Below are 17,748 nucleotides of genomic sequence, written 5' to 3'. Positions count from 1 at the left end.
TCTATTTTAGGCGCTATTGAGAAACTTCAAGAGCTCAAGGGGCGAAGAGATTGAGGCATCGGCCTTCCAGAGCGCCGCATCGGCCTGGGAGCCCATGTAGCCGTAGGTGGCCGCAACGGTCCGCATGCCGGCAGCGCGCCCGGCGATGATGTCGCGCTCGTCGTCGCCAACGTAAATGCAGGCATCGGCCGCAACACCCAACCGACGCGCCGCCTCATGCAGCGGCTCCGGGTGCGGCTTGGCGAATGGGGTGGTGTCTCCGCTCACGATTGCGCGCGCTGTGGCAAAGAGAGGAATCGCGCCGGTCAGAGGATCGGTGAAACGAGCGGACTTGTTGGTGACGACACCCCAAAGCAATCCGCGCTCTTGGATTGCCTCGATCAAGGCCTGGACGCCATCAAACACGTGCGTGTTGAGCAACATGCGCCGCTCGTAGGCGACGAAGAACTCTTCCCGCAACTCGGCAAACTCCGGTGCCTCAGGCGTGATGTCGAACGCCACCCCCAGCATGCCTCGCGCCCCGGCCCCGGCCATGGGTCTGTAACGCTCCAATGGATACGAAGCGAGGCCGCGATCGGTACGCATCTTGTCGGCGGCAGCCCCCAGATCGGGGGCGCTGTCTATCAACGTGCCGTCCAAGTCGAACAGCACTGCCTGTGTCGAAGCAGCTTTCATCCCTGCGAATCCGGCGACGGCGGCTTTTGCGTCGCGAACATGTAGTTGACACTGGTGTCTGCGCTGAGCCAGTAGCGCCGGGTCAACGGGTTGTGCTCCAGGCCACGGGTAGCACGCAGATCCAGGCCGGCCGCACGGCAATAGGCGGCGAGTTCGCTGGGACGAATCAGCTTTGCATACTCATGGGTTCCGCGAGGCAGCATGCCAAGAACATACTCGGCGCCCACGATCGCAAGCATGAAGGCCTTCAGATTGCGGTTGATCGTCGAGAAAAACACCCAGCCGCCTGGCTTGACCAACGTGGCGCAAGCCTGGATCACCGAAGCTGGCTGCGGCACATGCTCGAGCATTTCCATGCAAGTGACAACGTCGAAGCTGCCAGGCTGCTCGGCAGCCAGCGCCTCGGCGCTGATCTCGCGGTACTTGACGCCGCGCGTGCCGGCTTCGAGGGCATGCAGCTGAGCCACCTTGAGCGCCTTGCCGGCGAGGTCGATGCCGAGCACCTCTGCGCCTTTTCGCGCCATCGAGTCGGCCAAGATCCCACCGCCGCAACCGATATCCAGTGCACGGCGCTGTGAAATAGGTGCAATACCGTCTATCCATTCAAGGCGCAATGGATTGATTTCATGCAATGGGCGGAATTCACTCTCCAAATCCCACCAGCGATGCGCAAGTTCTGAAAACTTGGCCAGCTCGGCCGGATCGGCATTCACGTTTTCTGTCATAGGGCGATTATGAAACGAGCAATGGCCCGCAAACACTGCTGGGGCATGACAAGCGATGGAGTGTCAATTCGACAGGCATAAAAAAACCCCGCCTTGGCGGGGTTTTCATCATCGATGGAATCGAATGATTAGTTGGCGCGAGTGCCGACCACTTCGATTTCAACGCGACGGTTCTTGGCGCGACCTTCCTTGGTCTTGTTGTCAGCCACAGGTTGCGACTTGCCCTTGCCTTCGGTGTAAACGCGGTTGCGTTCGATGCCCTTCGAGACCAGGAAGGCCTTGACGGCTTCAGCGCGACGCACCGACAGACGCTGGTTGTAAGGCACCGTGCCGATCGAGTCGGTATGGCCCACAGCGATGATCACTTCGAGGTTGACGCCACGGATCTTCTCGACCAGGTCGGTCAGCTTGGCGCGACCTTCAGGCTTCAGAACCGACTTGTCGAAGTCGAAGAATGCGTCAGCAGCGAAGGTCACCTTCGAAGCGGCGACTTGCGCGGGCGTCGCGGGAGGCGTCACGCCAGGGGTCGGAGCCACAGCGGCCGGAGCGGCAGGAACCAGAGCGCCGTCGCAACCGGCGGCGGCGGTAGCCGGCGTCCAGTTGGCATCGCGCCAGCACAGTTCGTTGGTGCCGTTCTTCCAGACCAGTTCGCCGGTGCCGTTTTGCCAGTTGTCGATCGTAGGACCGCCGTCCGCAGCGGTGACACGGGTCTGCGCGCCGGCGGCAGTGGCGAGCGCAGCGACTGCAAACATCATCGCCACTTTATTCAGTTTCTTCATGGTTCTCCTCTTGGGGAAAAAGCCGCAGCCGCGCTGCGAATCAAGGACGCTTTAAGTGACCACCACCCAAAACGTTGAGGCGATTGTGCCATAGGGTCTTTGGCAAACAGGCCGCTGGACGCCCCCGAAGCGTAGGACGGAGGCGGAATAGCCGCCTAGTGTTGCGGCGGTGCGACACCCCTCACAGCGTAAAATTTCGCCTTCCTGCCGCCAGCCTCTCGCTCATGACCTCCTTCGCCAAAGAAACCCTGCCCATCAGTCTCGAAGAGGAAATGCGCAGCAGCTATCTCGATTACGCCATGAGCGTCATCGTGGGCCGGGCGCTTCCCGATGCGCGCGATGGCCTCAAGCCCGTGCACCGACGCGTGCTGTTCGCCATGCACGAACTCAACAACGACTGGAACCGGCCGTACAAGAAGTCGGCCCGTATCGTCGGCGACGTGATCGGTAAATATCACCCGCACGGCGACCAGTCGGTCTACGACACCATCGTTCGGTTGGCGCAGGACTTCTCCATGCGCCATATGCTGGTCGACGGCCAGGGCAACTTCGGTTCCGTGGATGGCGACAACGCCGCCGCGATGCGTTATACGGAAATCCGGCTGGCCAAAATTGCGCACGAAATGCTGGCCGATATCGACAAGGAAACTGTCGACTTTCAGGACAATTACGACGGTTCCGAAAAAGAGCCGAAGGTACTGCCCAGCCAGCTGCCGAATTTGCTGGTGAATGGCTCTGGCGGTATTGCAGTCGGCATGGCCACCAATATTCCGCCGCACAACCTGAACGAGGTGGTGGACGCCTGTCTGCACCTGCTGCGCAACCCGCAGGCCAGCATCGACGAATTGATGGAAATCGTGCCCGCGCCCGACTTCCCCACCGCCGGCATCATTTACGGCATCAACGGCGTGAAGGACGGCTACCGCACCGGCCGCGGCAAGGTCGTGATGCGCGCCAAGTGCCACTTCGAGGACATCGACCGCGGCCAGCGCCAAGCGATCATCGTTGACGAGCTCCCCTACCAGGTCAACAAGAAGACCCTGCAGGAGCGCATGGCCGAGCTGGTGCACGAGAAGAAGATCGAAGGCATCAGCCACATCCAGGACGAGTCCGACAAGTCGGGCATGCGCCTGGTGATCGAACTCAAGCGCGGCGAAGTGCCCGAGGTCGTGCTCAACAACCTCTACAAGCAGACGCAGCTGCAGGACACCTTCGGCATCAACATGGTGGCGCTGGTCAACGGCCAGCCGAAGCTGTGCAACCTGAAGGACCTGATCGAGGTCTTCCTGCAGCACCGCCGCGAAGTGGTCACCCGCCGTACCGTCTTCACGCTGCGCAAGGCCCGCGAACGCGGCCACGTGCTCGAAGGCTTGGCGGTCGCGCTGGCCAATATCGACGAGTTCATCCGCATCATCCGCGAATCACCCACGCCGCCGGTCGCCAAGGCCGAGCTGATGACCCGCAGCTGGGACAGCAAGCTGGTGCGCGAGATGCTCACGCGTTCGCGCGCCGATGGCGGCGTGATCAATGCCGACGACTACCGCCCCGAGGGCCTCGAGCGCGAGTACGGCATGGGTGGCGACGGCCTCTATCGCCTGTCGGAAACGCAAGCCCAGGAAATCCTGCAGATGCGCCTGCAGCGCCTGACCGGCCTCGAGCAAGACAAGATCGTTGCCGAGTACAAGGAAGTCATGGCCGAGATCGACGACCTGCTCGACATCCTGGCCAAGCCCGAGCGCGTTTCGATCATCATTGGCGAGGAGCTCGGCGAGATCAAACAGGAGTTCGGCCAGTCGAAGCTCGGCGCTCGCCGCAGCCTCGTCGAGCACAGCGCCTACGACCTCTCGACCGAAGACCTGATCACCCCGACCGACATGGTGGTCACGCTCTCGCACAGCGGCTACATCAAGAGCCAGCCCCTGGGCGAATACCGCGCGCAAAAGCGCGGTGGCCGCGGCAAGCAGGCCACGGCCACGAAGGACGACGACTGGATCGACCAGCTCTTCATCGCCAACACGCACGACTACATCCTGTGCTTCTCCAACCGCGGCCGGCTCTACTGGCTCAAGGTCTGGGAAGTGCCGGCGGGTTCGCGCGGCTCGCGCGGCCGGCCGATCGTCAACATGTTCCCTCTGCAGGAAGGCGAGAAGATCAACGTCGCCCTCGCCCTTACCGGCGACAAGCGCAACTTCCCGGCCGACCAGTACGTGTTCATGGCGACCTCGATGGGCACGGTCAAGAAGACGGCGCTCGACGAGTTCAACAACCCGCGCAAGGGCGGCATCATCGCTGTGAACCTCGACGATGGCGACTACCTGATCGGCGCGGCACTGACCGACGGCAAGCACGACGTGATGCTCTTCAGCGACGGCGGCAAGGCCGTGCGCTTCGCTGAAGACGACGTCCGCCCGCTGGGCCGCAACGCCCGCGGCGTGCGCGGCATGTCGCTGGACCCGGGACAGGGCGTGATCGCGATGCTGGTGGCCGAGGACGAGCAGCAAAGCGTGCTCACCGCCACGGAAAACGGTTACGGAAAACGAACAAGCATTACGGAATACACGCGCCACGGCCGCGGAACCAAAGGCATGATCGCGATTCAACAGAGTGAGCGCAACGGCAAGGTCGTCGCCGCCACTCTCGTGCATGCGGATGATGAGATCATGCTCATCACCGATAAGGGTGTGCTTGTGCGCACCCGGGTGGCAGAAATTCGCGAATTGGGTCGCGCGACGCAAGGCGTCACGCTGATCGGAGTCGACGAAGGCGCCAAACTCAGCGGGCTACAACGTATCGTCGAAAACGACGCGAATGGCGAAAGTGAGCCTGACGCAGACGATACTTCCACATCTTCAACGGAGAATCCTCAGTGAAAAAAATCAAACTCGCACTTCTGACGGTAGCCCTGGCCAGCGGCTCGATGGCTGCAATGGCCCAAGACAAGGCCACGCTCATCAAGCAGTTCATCGACATCCAGCGCCCCGGCATCGAATCGCTGGCACGCGGGCTGGTCGAGCAGTCGAGCGCTCCGATCGCACAGGCAGGTTCGCAGTACCTGCAGACGCAAGTGCCTGAAGCCAAGCGCGAAGCTGCCGCCAAGGCCGCCGATGCCGAGCTGAAGAAGTACTTCGACGACGCCTACCCGATCGTGCGCGACAAGGCCGTTCAACTGGCCCCGGCAGCCCTCACCCCGCTGCTCGAGCAGAACTTCAGCGAAGACGAGCTCAAGCAACTGCTGGCCTGGATCAACTCGCCCCTGAGCAAGAAGTACCAGGACCTGAACCCGAAGATGCAGACCGCACTGACGGAAAAGCTGGTGACCGAAACCCGCGCCAGCATCGAACCCAAGATGCGCGCACTCGACGAAAACGTCGCCAAGGCACTCGGCGCCCCGACCGAAGCACCCGCACCCGCCAAGGCGCCAGCCAAGGCACCAGCCAAGAAGTAAAAGCAACGTGACCCAGCAGCAGACGCCGGCCGGCAAGCGCCCCTACAACTTCTCGGCCGGTCCGGCTGCCATGCCGGAGGCGGTGCTGCAACGCGCCGCCTCCGAAATGCTCGACTGGCAGGGCAGCGGCATGAGCGTGATGGAAATGAGCCATCGCGGCAAGGAATTCGGCGCGATCTGCACGCAAGCCGAAGCCGACATCCGCACGCTGCTGGCCGTGCCCTCTCATTTCCACATCCTGTTCATGCAGGGTGGCGGGCTTGGCGAAAACGCCATCGTGCCGCTAAACCTGTCGCGCGGCAAAACCGCCGACTTCGTGATCACCGGCAGCTGGAGCGTCAAGTCGCACAAGGAAGCGCAGCGCTACTGCACTGCGCGCGTTGCAGCAAGCAACGCCGACAACCAGCACACCCAACTGCCCGATCCCTCGACCTGGCAGCTCAGCCAGGGTGCCTCGTACGTGCACGTGTGCAGCAACGAGACCATCAACGGCATCGAATTCCAGCAGTTGCCCGACCTTGCTGCGCTCGGCAGCAACGCGCCGCTCGTCATCGATTTTTCGTCGCACGTCGCCTCGCGCAGCGTCGACTGGAGCCGCGTGGGCCTGGCCTTCGGCGGCGCCCAGAAAAACCTCGGCCCCGCCGGCCTGACGATCGTCGTCGTGCGCGACGACCTGCTCGGCCATGCGCTCGAGATCTGCCCGAGCGCGTTCAACTACAAGACCGTGGCCGACAACAACTCCATGTACAACACCCCGCCGACCTGGGGCATCTACATGGCGGGGCTCACGTTCCAGTGGCTGCTGCAGCAGACCGAGGGCAACCTCACCGGCGTGGCCGCCATGGAGCAACGCAACATCGCGAAGGCGAAGCTGCTGTACGACTTCATCGACGGTTCCGACTTCTACGCCAACCGGATCGATCCGAGCTGCCGCTCGCGCATGAACGTGCCGTTCTTCCTGGCTGATGAAGGCCGCAACGAGGCCTTCCTGGCCGGTGCGCGCGAAGCCGGGCTGCTGCAGCTCAAGGGCCACAAGTCGGTCGGCGGCATGCGCGCCAGCATTTACAACGCCATGCCGCTGGCAGGGGTGCAGGCACTGGTGGGCTACATGCGAGAATTCGAGCGATCGCATGCCTAGGCGCATGCCCTAGCTGCTCGCACCGATGACCGCCTCCGTACCCACACCGCCCTCCTCCCCCGACAACTCCGAAAGCCTTGCCGGTCTGCGCGTGCAGATCGACTCGCTCGACCAGCAACTGCTCAGCCTGCTCAACGAGCGCGCGCATGTGGCCGAGCTGGTCGGCGAGGTCAAGAAGCGCGAGGGCACGCCGTTCTTTCGCCCCGACCGCGTCGCGGCGGTCATCGACAAGATGCAAAAGAGCAATGCGGGTCCGCTCAAGGACCTGCATGTGGCCGCCATCTGGCGCGAAATCATGTCGGCCTGCTTGGCCCTCGAATCGCCGCAACGCGTGGCTGTTCTGGGCCCCGAAGGCACCTTCTGCGAACAGGCCGCCATCGAGTACTTCGGCGGCGCGGCCGACCTGATCTATTGCGCCAGCTTCGACGAGGTGTTCCATGCCACCGCCGCGGGCAGCGCCCAGTACGGCGTGGTCGGCGTCGAGAACTCGACCGAAGGCGTGGTCACGCGCTCGCTCGACCTGTTCCTCCATTCGCCCACCCATGTCGTCGGTGAAGTCAGCCTGCTGGTGCGCCATCACCTCCTGCGCAGCAGCAATTCGCTCGAAGGCATCGAGGCCGTGCTGGCCCATCCGCAGGCGCTGGCCCAATGCCAGACCTGGCTGTCCAAGCACCTGCCGAACGCCGAGCGCCGCGCCGTCTCGAGCAATGCCGAAGGCGCCCGGCTCGCCGCCACCAACCCGGCCTGGGCCGGGCTTGCGGGCGAGCGTGCCGCCACGCGCTTCGGCCTGCACATCGTGGCGCATGCCATCCAGGACGATTCGTACAACCGCACCCGCTTCTCGGTGATCTGCCTGCCGCAGACGCTGGCCATGCCGCCCGCCTCGGGCCGCGACTGCACGAGCCTGATCGTCTCGGTGCCGAACCGACCCGGCGCCGTGCACGACCTGCTGGTGCCGCTGAAGGCCAACAACGTGTCGATGACGCGCTTCGAATCGCGCCCCGCCCGCACCGGCCAGTGGGAGTACTACTTCTACATTGACCTCGACGGCCACCCCTCGCAACCCAACGTGGCTGCGGCGCTGGCCGAACTGCGCGGCCTCTGCGCGTTCTACAAGGTCCTTGGCGCCTACCCCGTCAAAGCCTGAGCCGGACAGACACGATGTTCGAGCAACTGGGATTGATCGGCTGCGGCCTCATGGGCGGCTCCTTTGCGCTCGCGCTCAAGCGCGCGAAGCTGGTGAAACGCGTGGTCGGCTACAGCAAGTCGCCGTCCACCACGGAGCGGGCGCGCCAGCTCGGCGTGATCGACGTGGTGGCGCCTTCCGCGCTGCTGGCGGTGTCGGGCGCCGACATCGTGCTGCTCGCCGTGCCGGTGGCGGCGTCGGAAGCCACCTTCAAGGCCATCCGCCACGGCATTTCGAACGAGACGCTCGTGATGGACGTCGGCTCGACAAAAGGCGACGTGATCGAAGCCGCGCGCAACGGCCTTCAGCGGCAGTTTTCGAGCTTCGTGCCGGCGCATCCGATCGCGGGCAAAGAAGTTTCGGGCATCGAGCACGCCGAAGCCTCGCTGTTCACCGGCCGCCAGGTCGTGCTGACGCCGGTCAAGACCACGCTGCGCTCGAACGTGCAACGCGCTTCACAAGTCTGGAGCGGCATCGGCGCCCACGTCGTCACCATGACGCACGAAGAGCATGACGCCGCCTTCGCCGCCGTGAGCCACCTGCCGCACCTGCTGGCCTTCGCGTACACCAACGCCCTCAAGGCGCAGCCGCAGGGCGACCGCTTCCTGAGCCTCGCAGGGCCAGGCTTTCGCGATTTCTCTCGCATCGCGGCGAGCGATCCGGTCATGTGGCGCGACGTGCTGCTTGCCAATCGCGAACAGGTGCTGCTGCAATCGCGGGCCTTCCGCCAAGCGCTGGAAGACCTCGAAACCCTCATGACCGCTGGCGACCTGCAGGCACTGGAGCATTCCATCGCCGCCGCCAGCAAGGCCCGCGCCGCCTGGAAACCCAGCGCCGACGCAGCCTCGTCGCAGCAGGACGTCTGACATGTTCTCGACGGCCTTCCTCGACCTCCCTCCCCTCACGGGTGCCGCCGGCACGGTCCGGCTGCCTGGCTCCAAGAGCATTTCCAACCGCGTGCTGCTGCTGGCTGCGCTTGCCAGCGGCACCACCACCGTTCACGACCTGCTCGACTCCGACGACACCCGCGTGATGCTCGATGCCTTGCGCGCGCTCGGTTGCGGCATCGACCGCACCGGCGACACCCTGCGCGTGACCGGCCTCGGCGGACAGCTGAAACCCAATCCGGACGTGCTGCCGCTGTTCCTCGGCAACGCCGGCACCGCGATGCGTCCGCTGACGGCAGCCCTGTCGCTGCTCGGCGGCGAGTTCGAACTGAGCGGCGTGCCGCGCATGCACGAGCGGCCCATCGGCGACCTGGTCGATGCGCTGACCCAGCTCGGTTGTCAGATCGACTACCTCGGCAATCCCGGCTACCCGCCGCTGCGCATTCACCCCGTCGACCATGGCGACCTGGTGCTCGATACGCCGATCCGCGTGCGCGGCGACGTGTCGAGCCAGTTCCTGACCGCCCTGCTGCTGGCGCTGCCGCTCGCGGCCGGAGGTGCGGCCGCCGCTTCGCAGCCAAACGGCGTTGCAGCCGGGCGCGACATCGTGATCGAGGTGGTGGGCGAGCTGATCTCCAAACCCTACATCGAGATCACGCTGAACCTGCTGGCACGCTTCGGCATCGCCGTGCGACGCGATGGCTGGGAGCGCTTCACCATTCCCGCCGGGAGCCGCTACAGCTCGCCGGGCGACATCCACGTTGAAGCCGATGCATCTTCCGCTAGCTATTTCATAGCACTCGGCGCAGTGGCGACCGGTGTATCTGGCAAGAATGGCATCCGGATCGAAGGCGTGGGCGCCGACTCGATCCAGGGCGACATCCGCTTCGTCGATGCCGCACGGCAGATGGGTGCACAGGTCGACAGCGGCCCCAACTGGCTCGAAGTGCGTCGTGGCGCCTGGCCGCTCAAGGCCATCGACATCGACGCCAACCACATCCCCGATGCGGCCATGACGCTCGCCGTCATGGCGCTGTACGCCGACGGCCCGAGCACGTTGCGCAACATCGCCAGTTGGCGGGTCAAGGAAACCGACCGCATCGACGCGATGGCCAACGAGTTGAAGAAGCTGGGCGCCACGGTCGAGGCCGGCCCCGATTTCATCCGCGTGCACCCACTGGCGCAGGGCGACTGGCAACCCGCCAGCATCCGGACCTATGACGACCACCGCGTCGCCATGTGCTTCTCGCTCGCGGCCTTCAACGCCGCCGGGGTGCCAGTGCGCATCCTCGAGCCCCATTGCGTCGCCAAGACCTTCCCCGACTACTTCGAGACCCTGTTCTCGGTGGCCGAGGCCGCCGAGGTTCCGGTGATCTGCATCGACGGCCCGACCGCCTCGGGCAAGGGAACGCTCGCAGCCGAAGTGGGACGCCTGCTGGGCTACCACTACCTCGATTCGGGCTCGCTCTACCGCGTGACCGGCCTTGCCGCCCGGCGTGCCGGGCTGAACGCCGACGCCCAGCACGAGGCGCAGATCGCCGCGCTCGCCGCGGCCCTGCCCCTCCAGTTCACCGAAGGCAAGGTGCTGCTGGCCGGCGAAGACGTTAGCGACGAGATCCGCACCGAAGCCGCCGGCATGGACGCATCCCGCGTCTCCACGCTGCCGGCCGTGCGCGAGGCTCTTTTGGCCCTGCAGCAGCGGTTTCGCCAGCTGCCCGGCCTGGTGGCCGACGGGCGCGACATGGGCACCGTGATCTTTCCGGACGCCACCCTCAAGGTCTATCTCACCGCCAGCGCGGTCCAGCGCGCCGAACGGCGCCATAAGCAGTTGATTTCAAAGGGTATTTCGACTACACTCGACAGTCTTCGCTCCGACTTGGAAGCACGTGACGCCCGGGATTCATCCCGCAGCGTCGCCCCTCTCAAGCCAGCGCAGGATGCCCGCCACCTCGACAACTCCCAGCTGTCCATCGAGCAATCGATCGATCAGGTGTTGGACTGGTGGCAGCAAGTACAGCCCTTCAAGCTCGCTTGAAAGGCTCGCGCCAACCGGATGTTCCGGCTGGCGCATACCGCTCCAGCAGGCTCTTTTCGCGCGACAGCGCACCGGCCTTCTGGTTGTTCAACCAACCCGGGCACCAGCCCACAAAACCGCCGTCTCCAGACCCACAGCAGCCGCACGCAATTTCGCAAGAGCGCCTGCCAACCCTGCCTGACGGAAGGAACCATAAATGTCTGAATCTTTTGCCGACCTATTCGAAGAGTCCCTGAAGCGTTCCGAAATGCGCACCGGCGAGGTCATCACGGCCGAAGTCGTGCGCGTCGAGCACAACCACGTGGTGGTCAACGCCGGCCTGAAGTCCGAAGCGTATGTGCCGATCGAAGAGTTCAAGAACGACAAGGGCGAACTCGAAGTCCAGGCCGGCGATTTCGTTTCCGTTGCCATCGGCAGCGTTGAAAACGGCTACGGCGACACCATCCTCTCGCGCGACACCGCCAAGCGTCTGGCTTCGTGGCTCGCCCTCGAGAAGGCCCTGGAATCGGGCGACTTCGTCACCGGCACCACCAGCGGCAAGGTCAAGGGCGGCCTGACCGTCCTGGTCAACGGCATCCGCGCATTCCTGCCGGGCTCGCTGATCGACACGCGTCCGATCAAGGACCTGACCCCGTACGAGAACAAGACCCTCGAATTCAAGGTCATCAAGCTCGACCGCAAGCGCAACAACGTCGTGCTGTCGCGCCGTGCCGTGGTCGAAGCCAGCATGGGCGAAGAACGCGCCAAGCTGATGGAAACCCTGAAGGAAGGCGCTGTTGTCCGCGGCGTCGTCAAGAACATCACCGAATACGGTGCGTTCGTTGACCTCGGCGGCATCGACGGCCTGCTGCACATCACCGACATGGCATGGCGCCGTGTCCGCCACCCGAGCGAAGTCGTTCAGGCCGGCCAGGAAATCACCGCCAAGATCCTCAAGTTCGACACCGAAAAGAACCGTGTCTCGCTGGGTCTCAAGCAAATGGGCGACGACCCGTGGATGGGCGTTTCGCGCCGCTACCCGCAATCGACCCGCCTGTTCGGCAAGGTCACGAACATTGCCGACTACGGCGCGTTCGTCGAACTCGAACCCGGCATCGAAGGCCTGGTGCACGTCTCCGAAATGGACTGGACCAACAAGAACATCGCCCCGAACAAGATCGTCTCGCTGGGCGACGAAGTCGAAGTCATGGTCCTGGAAATCGACGAAGACAAGCGCCGCATCAGCCTGGGCATGAAGCAGTGCAAGGCCAACCCGTGGCAAGAGTTCGCTCAAAACACGAAGCGTGGCGACCGCGTCAAGGGCCCGATCAAGTCGATCACCGACTTCGGCGTGTTCGTGGGTCTGGCTGCCGGCATCGACGGCCTGGTTCACCTCTCGGACCTCTCGTGGAACGAAGCCGGCGAAACCGCCGTTCGCAACTACAAGAAGGGCCAGGAAGTCGAAGCGATCGTGCTGGCAGTCGACGTCGACCGCGAGCGCATCTCGCTGGGCATCAAGCAGCTCGACAGCGATCCGTTCACCACGTTCACCACCGTGAACGACAAGGGCCAGATCGTGACCGGCAAGGTCAAGACGGTTGACGCCCGCGGCGCTGAAATCGACCTGGGCGAAGACATCATCGGCTACCTGCGTGCTTCGGAAATCTCGCGCGACCGCGTCGAAGATGCCCGCAACGTGCTGAAGGAAGGCGACGAAGTCACCGCCATCGTCGTGAATGTGGATCGCAAGACCCGCAACATCCAGCTGTCGATCAAGCAGAAGGACATGGTCGACGAACAAGGCGCCATGGCCAGCCTGAGCCAGCAGTCGGCACGCGAAAACGCGGGCACGACGAGCCTGGGCGCCCTGCTGCGCGCCAAGCTCGACAACAACGACAGCAAGTAAGCTGAGTCCGAAGACAGAGCTGGCCTTGGGGCCGCTCTGTCTTTTTTTTCGTCTACGTTTTCTGCACTGGCCTCTTATGACCCGCTCTGACCTCGTCGAAGAACTCGCAGCGCGCTTTGCGCAACTCACGCACCGCGATGCCGAATACGCCGTCAAGACCATCCTCGACGCGATGAGCGACGCGCTGGTGCGCGGGCATCGCATCGAGATCCGTGGGTTCGGCAGCTTCTCGGTCAACCGGCGCCCGCCGCGCATCGGCCGCAATCCGCGGTCGGGCGAAAGCGTGCAGATTCCCGAGAAGCGAGTGCCCCACTTCAAGCCGGGCAAGGCCCTGCGCGAGGCCGTGGACGCAAAGACCGCCGAGCTCGACGCAGGCAAGGAAGCCAAGGCTCGCAAGGCCTGATCGACATGGGTACAAACGTAGAATGCTCCCGGCAACGGGAACGGCTATGAAATACCTCCTGTGGCTGCTCAAGGCAGCCATTTTTTTTACGCTCTTCGCTTTCGCGCTGAACAACCAGCACGACGCGACCGTCTATTTCTTCTTCGGTACCTACTGGCGTGCGCCGCTCGTGCTCGTCGTGCTCGCGGCCTTCGCCGGCGGGCTCGTGGTGGGCGCGCTCGGCATGCTGCCGGGCTGGTGGAAGCACCGCGCCGCAGCGGCGCAATTGCCTTCCGCATCCGAAGCCCCGACTCCCGCGGCACCGACGGCTGCTTCCGCCTCTGCGGCAGCGCCATCCATCACCGCCACCGACCTTCCCGCCGTACGTCAACATGGACTTTGATCCCAGCTGGCTGCTGATCGGCCTGCCCGTCGCCTTCGTGCTGGGCTGGCTCGCATCGCGCTTCGACATCCGCCAGCTCAAGCTCGAAAACAGGCAGGCGCCCAAGGCCTACTTCCGTGGCCTCAACTTCCTGCTCAACGAGCAGCAGGACCAGGCCATCGACGCCTTCATCGAGGCCGTGCAGAACGACCCCGACACGCAAGAGCTTCACTTCGCGCTCGGCAACCTGTTCCGCCGTCGTGGCGAGTACCAGCGTGCCGTGCGCGTGCACGAGCACCTGCTGGGCCGTGGCGACCTGAGCCGCAGCGACCGCGAGCGCGCCCAGCACGCACTGGCCCAGGACTTCTTGCGCGCCGGCCTGCTCGATCGCGCCGAAGCCGCACTGCAGAAGCTCGAAGGCACGCGCTACGAGAACGAGGCGCGCCTCTCGCTGCTGGCCATCTACGAACGTTCGCGCGAGTGGGCCCAGGCGGCCGACGTGGCACAGAAGCTCGATGAATCCGACCAGGCCAGCTACAGCACGCGACGCGCCCATCACCTGTGCGAACAGGCGACCGAGCGCGTGGCCGCCGGCGACGTTCCGGGCGCCACCAGGCTGCTCGCCCAGGCGGCCGAACTGGCACCGGAAGCCCCGCGCCCGGCCATCGACACCGCCACGCTTCAACTGCGCAACGGCGATGCCGCCGCGGCCTTCGACACCCTCGTCGCCCTGAGCGACACCGCCCCGCTCGCGTTGCCGCTGTACGCCGCCGCGCTGCAGCAGGCGGCCGTGGCCGCGCACCGCGAAGGCGAGGCACTCGCGCTGCTGCAGCGGCGCTATGTCGAGTCGCCATCGATCGACGTGCTCGAGGCCTTGATCGCCCTCGGCGGCACACCGACCGCCACCGCGCAAGACCCGGCCCCCACGCCGCGCGACGGCTACATCGCCCACCTGTCGCAGCAGCCGTCGCTGGTCGCGGCATCGCGCTGGCTGGCGGGCGAGCGCTTCGAGCACGAGCAGTTCCATCCGCAAGTGCAGCGCGCACTCGACCAGGCCACGCGGCCGCTGATGCGCTACCGCTGCGCGGCGTGCGGCTTCGAGGCGCACCAGTACTTCTGGCACTGCCCCGGCTGCCAGGCCTGGGACAGCTATCCGCCCCGCCGCGTCGAAGAACTCTGACCACGGTTCTGAACAATAGTCACGTGGGGGATCGTTCGCCTTTCAGGCGTCAACGCCCCGCTTCCCGAGCCCGTTGAGCCCGAGCCGACGCTTCTGTCGGCTATATCAACAATGAGGGAGTTCAAACAATGTTCAAGAAGATCCTGGCCGCCACGGCCCTGCTGTTCGCGGTCGCATCGTCGTTCGCTGCCGTCGACGTCAACAAGGGCACGGCCGCCGAGCTCGACGGCATCAAGGGCGTCGGCCCCGCGATGTCCAAGCGCATCCTCGATGCGCGCAAGGAAGGCGAATTCAAAGACTGGTCCGACTTCATGCAGCGCGTCAAGGGCGTGAAGGAAAAGAAGGCGGCCAAGCTGTCGACCGACGGCCTGACGGTCAATGGCCAGGCCTTCGGCGGCGCGCCCGCAGCAGCACCCGCCAAGGCGGCCAAGGCGCCTGCCAAGCAGTAAGGGCTCCCTCGGCCCGTCCAGTCATGGGGCGATGCCCGTGAAGGACACATGACCGGCTTGTTCAATCAAGCCAAACCCCAACGCCCGATGAGATCCATCGGGCGTTTTCAATGGTGGCCATGACTGACCGCCGTCGGGCAGGCAAGGCCATGGCGCGGAAGCCTAGTCCCCCTGGGTGAGCCACAACCTCTGGTTGGGATAGTCGACTATCAATCGGCAGCACGAGAAAAAATCCGTCCCGAGAATTCCATCGATGGATGTTCCTGCTGCGGTGCCGATGGAATCCATCGCATCCGAGATCGACACGAACTTCAATGCGCGACGGACGCCACCAAGCTCGACGGAGGCAGCACCCACGTCCACCTGCACAAGGCCCCCTGCCCCGCTCTGCACGCCCGCACCCGTCGCCGCGACCTGCGCACGCGCAGCGGCCGCGCGCGACAGCATGGTGCCGGAAGCGCCGGTATCGATCTCCAGCGTGAATGGCCCCGCGCCATTGACCATCGCCTCGACCAGAATCAGCGGCTTCTTCGCGGCAAGCATGAAGCGGATCGCTTCGGCATCGGGGCCCGCAGGCGCGGCCAGATCAATGGTTCGTGCCCGGTGGTCGATGGCGAACCTTCGCTCGCGCAGAAAGTGGTAGCCGACGATGGCATCGACACGTCGCCCCACGGCCATCCGGTCGATCATCGGGACGACGGCGATGTCGGTCGCGCCCAGCGTCACCAGGCCCAGTTCGAAGCGCGCGAGCTTCGCCGTCCGATAGCCTTGCCGGCGAGGCCCCACGGCGATGGAGTCCGCCGGCACGATCTCCTCCGACAAGGCCAGCGAGTGCCGCTTCGCCACGGCCTCGCTGACGAACACTGCGAAGGGGGCTGCAGCGCCCGTGTCCACGACCACCGCCATGTTGTCTCGACCGTCACCGCCCTTTGCCTGGACGACGATGAGCGGCGCTTGCGGCGAGGCGTAGTCGAAAGGGATGACGCTCGAAACACCCTGCGTTCCGGCATCGGCATTGCCGTGGACCCGAGCCCCCTGATCGCTAGCGCATGACGACAAGCCGACCACGGCAACCAGGGTCAGCGCAACAAGGCTCAGCCTTGGCGCAGTGCACTCGCTCACACGATTTTTCATCAACGTCGACGCCTCTCGGAATTTCGATTCAAGCAAGCAGCCCTTCAGGGCTTTCACCACGGACCACACGACCACCCGACATATTGACGCGCCGGAACCGATAGACAAATGCCGGCGGCAGATTCGCCACAACGAAGCCGATGCGCACCGCATGCAGCCCCATGCGCTCCAGCAGCGCCTGCGGCACCGGGCAACGCGGCAGATAGGTGAACTGATACAGCGCGCCATCTGCACGCAGATGCCGCAGGAACGCGCCCCGGATGATCGCCATCGCCTTCTCGACAGGCATGGCCAGCAAGGGGATGCCACTGACGATGGCGCTCGCCCTTTCGCGGCCGAAGAAAACGCCCGTCTGGCCCAGGTGTGCCGCGTCCATCTGAAGCACCCGCACGCCCGGAAACCGTTGCCCCAGCGATCTGGCGAATGCGGGGTCGGCCTCGACCAGCACCAGCCGCTCCCTGGGCACGCCGCGGGCCAGCAGCGCCTGGGTGAAGACGCCGGTGCCCGGCCCCAGTTCGATGACGGGCTCGTTCGACGACCGGATGTCCGAGGTGATGAGCGCCGCCAGTGCGCGGCTGGACGGCGCCACCGCCCCGACAAGCTGCGGGTCGCGCAACCAGGAACGCAGGAACAACATTTTTTCGGCAATCGACATGCTTGGACTTTCTTTCAGATGAATGTCACGGCGATTTCTTCCTGGCGCTCACTCGCGGCCGCCGGCGTCGTGCGTGCGAACCACACGACGCCACACCGCGAGCACCACGACCTCCGCAACCAATAAAACGATCAAGGTGCCGAAAGCCACGCCAGACGTGTTGCTGGCGCCGCTCCAGCGTGCCGCGACGTGGCCGGCGCAGATGAACAGCGCGTTCCAGAGCACGATGCCCGCCGCCGTTCCGGTGAAGAAGGGCAAGGGCTCGGCGCGGAACATGCCCGCGAGCCCCGGCGCGATCTCTCGCGCCAGCGGAACGAACTGCGCGGAGAACGCGAAGACGAACGCGCCTTCGCGGATGCGGCACTGCGCGACCATCCGCTCCCATCGCGCAGCCGGTATGCGCAAGAACGCCGACACGCGGCGCAGCCCCGCCAGCGACCGGCGAGGACCGACCCGAGACCCGGCCGCATGGATGCACAAGCAGCCGGCAAAACTCGCCAGCGCCGTGACGGCAATCGCTTGCGGCAACGGCCAGCGGCCCTGCGCGCAGGCCACGCCGATCGCAACCAGCAGGGCATGCGCCGGCACGATCGGCACCATGCGCTCGAACAGCGTCACGCCGACCAACCCCATCAACCCTTGCGTGGCAAGCCAGGCCATCGTCATGCCGAGTGGGTCCATGATGCGATCCCGTTCAGGCAGCATCGCGGCCGGAACGCGCACGCGGAAACGACAAGAAGACAGGGAGTTTGCGATCGGGGGTCATGGCGGTCCTTGTGTTGCCGGATGAGCACTGGCAAAAGGCATCTGC

Annotated in this window: 17 protein-coding genes; 11 read left to right on the top strand and 6 right to left on the bottom strand. The window is 64.8% G+C overall.

The window, feature by feature from the left end; all coding sequences use genetic code 11:
• Nucleotides 1-6: 6 nt before the first annotated feature.
• From BLQ28_RS01595 to ompA, 3 genes are all read right to left on the bottom strand, one after another.
• The gene (locus BLQ28_RS01595; protein WP_093236812.1) at nucleotides 7-675 is read right to left on the bottom strand and encodes an HAD-IA family hydrolase; all 669 of its coding nucleotides are present in this window, start codon (nucleotides 673-675) and stop codon (nucleotides 7-9) included.
• Nucleotides 672-1,400, bottom strand: coding sequence for a bifunctional 2-polyprenyl-6-hydroxyphenol methylase/3-demethylubiquinol 3-O-methyltransferase UbiG (ubiG, locus tag BLQ28_RS01590; RefSeq protein WP_093236811.1), 729 nt, complete (start codon nucleotides 1,398-1,400; stop codon nucleotides 672-674). The genes BLQ28_RS01595 and ubiG overlap by 4 nt, the downstream gene beginning before the upstream one ends.
• A 128-nt stretch (nucleotides 1,401-1,528) precedes the next feature.
• Nucleotides 1,529-2,179 carry an outer membrane protein OmpA gene (gene ompA / locus BLQ28_RS01585; protein ID WP_093236810.1) on the bottom strand — a complete coding sequence of 217 codons (651 nt, stop codon included), beginning with the start codon at nucleotides 2,177-2,179 and terminating at the stop codon, nucleotides 1,529-1,531.
• A 224-nt stretch (nucleotides 2,180-2,403) separates the two neighbouring features.
• On the opposite strand from ompA, the gene gyrA reads away from it, so the two are divergent.
• From gyrA to BLQ28_RS01530, 11 genes are all read left to right on the top strand, one after another.
• Nucleotides 2,404-5,049: a DNA gyrase subunit A gene (gyrA, locus tag BLQ28_RS01580; RefSeq protein ID WP_093236809.1), complete on the top strand. Its 2,646-nt coding sequence runs from the start codon at nucleotides 2,404-2,406 to the stop codon at nucleotides 5,047-5,049.
• On the top strand, nucleotides 5,046-5,624 hold the full coding sequence (locus tag BLQ28_RS01575) for a DUF2059 domain-containing protein (RefSeq protein WP_093236808.1): 579 nt from the start codon (nucleotides 5,046-5,048) through the stop codon (nucleotides 5,622-5,624). Before gyrA ends, BLQ28_RS01575 begins: the two co-directional genes overlap by 4 nt.
• A gap of 70 nt (nucleotides 5,625-5,694) precedes the next feature.
• On the top strand, nucleotides 5,695-6,762 hold the full coding sequence (serC, locus tag BLQ28_RS01570) for a 3-phosphoserine/phosphohydroxythreonine transaminase (protein ID WP_256327182.1): 1,068 nt from the start codon (nucleotides 5,695-5,697) through the stop codon (nucleotides 6,760-6,762).
• Nucleotides 6,763-6,787: 25 nt separating this feature from the next.
• Nucleotides 6,788-7,909: a prephenate dehydratase gene (gene pheA / locus BLQ28_RS01565; protein ID WP_093236806.1), complete on the top strand. Its 1,122-nt coding sequence runs from the start codon at nucleotides 6,788-6,790 to the stop codon at nucleotides 7,907-7,909.
• A gap of 14 nt (nucleotides 7,910-7,923) precedes the next feature.
• Entirely contained in the window at nucleotides 7,924-8,814 is an 891-nt protein-coding gene (locus tag BLQ28_RS01560) for a prephenate dehydrogenase (protein ID WP_093236805.1), read from the top strand.
• Nucleotide 8,815: 1 nt separating this feature from the next.
• On the top strand, nucleotides 8,816-10,870 hold the full coding sequence (locus BLQ28_RS01555; protein WP_093236804.1) for a bifunctional 3-phosphoshikimate 1-carboxyvinyltransferase/cytidylate kinase: 2,055 nt from the start codon (nucleotides 8,816-8,818) through the stop codon (nucleotides 10,868-10,870).
• A gap of 196 nt (nucleotides 10,871-11,066) precedes the next feature.
• Nucleotides 11,067-12,755, top strand: coding sequence for a 30S ribosomal protein S1 (rpsA, locus tag BLQ28_RS01550; RefSeq protein WP_007829366.1), 1,689 nt, complete (start codon nucleotides 11,067-11,069; stop codon nucleotides 12,753-12,755).
• Nucleotides 12,756-12,831: 76 nt separating this feature from the next.
• Entirely contained in the window at nucleotides 12,832-13,158 is a 327-nt protein-coding gene (locus BLQ28_RS01545; protein WP_093236803.1) for an integration host factor subunit beta, read from the top strand.
• 46 nt (nucleotides 13,159-13,204) lie between these two features.
• A complete protein-coding gene (locus BLQ28_RS01540; RefSeq protein WP_093236802.1) occupies nucleotides 13,205-13,540 on the top strand; it encodes a LapA family protein in 336 nt (111 codons plus the stop codon).
• Nucleotides 13,530-14,699 carry a lipopolysaccharide assembly protein LapB gene (gene lapB / locus BLQ28_RS01535; protein ID WP_093236801.1) on the top strand — a complete coding sequence of 390 codons (1,170 nt, stop codon included), beginning with the start codon at nucleotides 13,530-13,532 and terminating at the stop codon, nucleotides 14,697-14,699. The genes BLQ28_RS01540 and lapB overlap by 11 nt, the downstream gene beginning before the upstream one ends.
• Before the next feature lie 128 nt (nucleotides 14,700-14,827).
• Complete coding sequence (locus BLQ28_RS01530) at nucleotides 14,828-15,148, top strand: ComEA family DNA-binding protein (RefSeq protein ID WP_093236800.1); 321 nt, start codon at nucleotides 14,828-14,830, stop codon at nucleotides 15,146-15,148.
• A gap of 162 nt (nucleotides 15,149-15,310) precedes the next feature.
• Here the strand turns inward: BLQ28_RS01530 and BLQ28_RS01525 are convergent, their stop codons facing one another.
• From BLQ28_RS01525 to BLQ28_RS01515, 3 genes are read right to left on the bottom strand one after another with little or no spacing between them, the layout of a single operon-like run.
• The gene (locus BLQ28_RS01525) at nucleotides 15,311-16,318 is read right to left on the bottom strand and encodes an aspartyl protease family protein (RefSeq protein WP_176800984.1); all 1,008 of its coding nucleotides are present in this window, start codon (nucleotides 16,316-16,318) and stop codon (nucleotides 15,311-15,313) included.
• Entirely contained in the window at nucleotides 16,311-16,937 is a 627-nt protein-coding gene (locus BLQ28_RS01520) for a class I SAM-dependent methyltransferase (RefSeq protein WP_093236798.1), read from the bottom strand. Before BLQ28_RS01520 ends, BLQ28_RS01525 begins: the two co-directional genes overlap by 8 nt.
• A gap of 48 nt (nucleotides 16,938-16,985) precedes the next feature.
• Nucleotides 16,986-17,618, bottom strand: a complete 633-nt coding sequence (locus BLQ28_RS01515; protein ID WP_176800983.1) for a DedA family protein — start codon at nucleotides 17,616-17,618, stop codon at nucleotides 16,986-16,988.
• Nucleotides 17,619-17,748 lie beyond the last annotated feature (130 nt).

The sequence above is a fragment of the Variovorax sp. EL159 genome (assembly GCF_900100965.1).
Taxonomy (GTDB): domain Bacteria; phylum Pseudomonadota; class Gammaproteobacteria; order Burkholderiales; family Burkholderiaceae_C; genus Variovorax.
This window is presented reverse-complemented; position numbering and strand designations above follow the sequence as displayed.

Excerpts from the sequence above, each read along its gene's own strand:
- BLQ28_RS01595 (WP_093236812.1), bottom strand. The coding sequence starts at position 675 with ATGAAAGCTGCTTCGACACAGGCAGTGCTGTTCGACTTGGACGGCACG.
- ubiG (WP_093236811.1), bottom strand. The coding sequence starts at position 1,400 with ATGACAGAAAACGTGAATGCCGATCCGGCCGAGCTGGCCAAGTTTTCA.
- ompA (WP_093236810.1), bottom strand. The coding sequence starts at position 2,179 with ATGAAGAAACTGAATAAAGTGGCGATGATGTTTGCAGTCGCTGCGCTC.
- gyrA (WP_093236809.1), top strand. The coding sequence starts at position 2,404 with ATGACCTCCTTCGCCAAAGAAACCCTGCCCATCAGTCTCGAAGAGGAA.
- serC (WP_256327182.1), top strand. The coding sequence starts at position 5,695 with ATGCCGGAGGCGGTGCTGCAACGCGCCGCCTCCGAAATGCTCGACTGG.
- pheA (WP_093236806.1), top strand. The coding sequence starts at position 6,788 with ATGACCGCCTCCGTACCCACACCGCCCTCCTCCCCCGACAACTCCGAA.
- BLQ28_RS01560 (WP_093236805.1), top strand. The coding sequence starts at position 7,924 with ATGTTCGAGCAACTGGGATTGATCGGCTGCGGCCTCATGGGCGGCTCC.
- BLQ28_RS01555 (WP_093236804.1), top strand. The coding sequence starts at position 8,816 with ATGTTCTCGACGGCCTTCCTCGACCTCCCTCCCCTCACGGGTGCCGCC.
- rpsA (WP_007829366.1), top strand. The coding sequence starts at position 11,067 with ATGTCTGAATCTTTTGCCGACCTATTCGAAGAGTCCCTGAAGCGTTCC.
- BLQ28_RS01545 (WP_093236803.1), top strand. The coding sequence starts at position 12,832 with ATGACCCGCTCTGACCTCGTCGAAGAACTCGCAGCGCGCTTTGCGCAA.
- BLQ28_RS01540 (WP_093236802.1), top strand. The coding sequence starts at position 13,205 with ATGAAATACCTCCTGTGGCTGCTCAAGGCAGCCATTTTTTTTACGCTC.
- lapB (WP_093236801.1), top strand. The coding sequence starts at position 13,530 with ATGGACTTTGATCCCAGCTGGCTGCTGATCGGCCTGCCCGTCGCCTTC.
- BLQ28_RS01530 (WP_093236800.1), top strand. The coding sequence starts at position 14,828 with ATGTTCAAGAAGATCCTGGCCGCCACGGCCCTGCTGTTCGCGGTCGCA.
- BLQ28_RS01520 (WP_093236798.1), bottom strand. The coding sequence starts at position 16,937 with ATGTCGATTGCCGAAAAAATGTTGTTCCTGCGTTCCTGGTTGCGCGAC.
- BLQ28_RS01515 (WP_176800983.1), bottom strand. The coding sequence starts at position 17,618 with ATGGACCCACTCGGCATGACGATGGCCTGGCTTGCCACGCAAGGGTTG.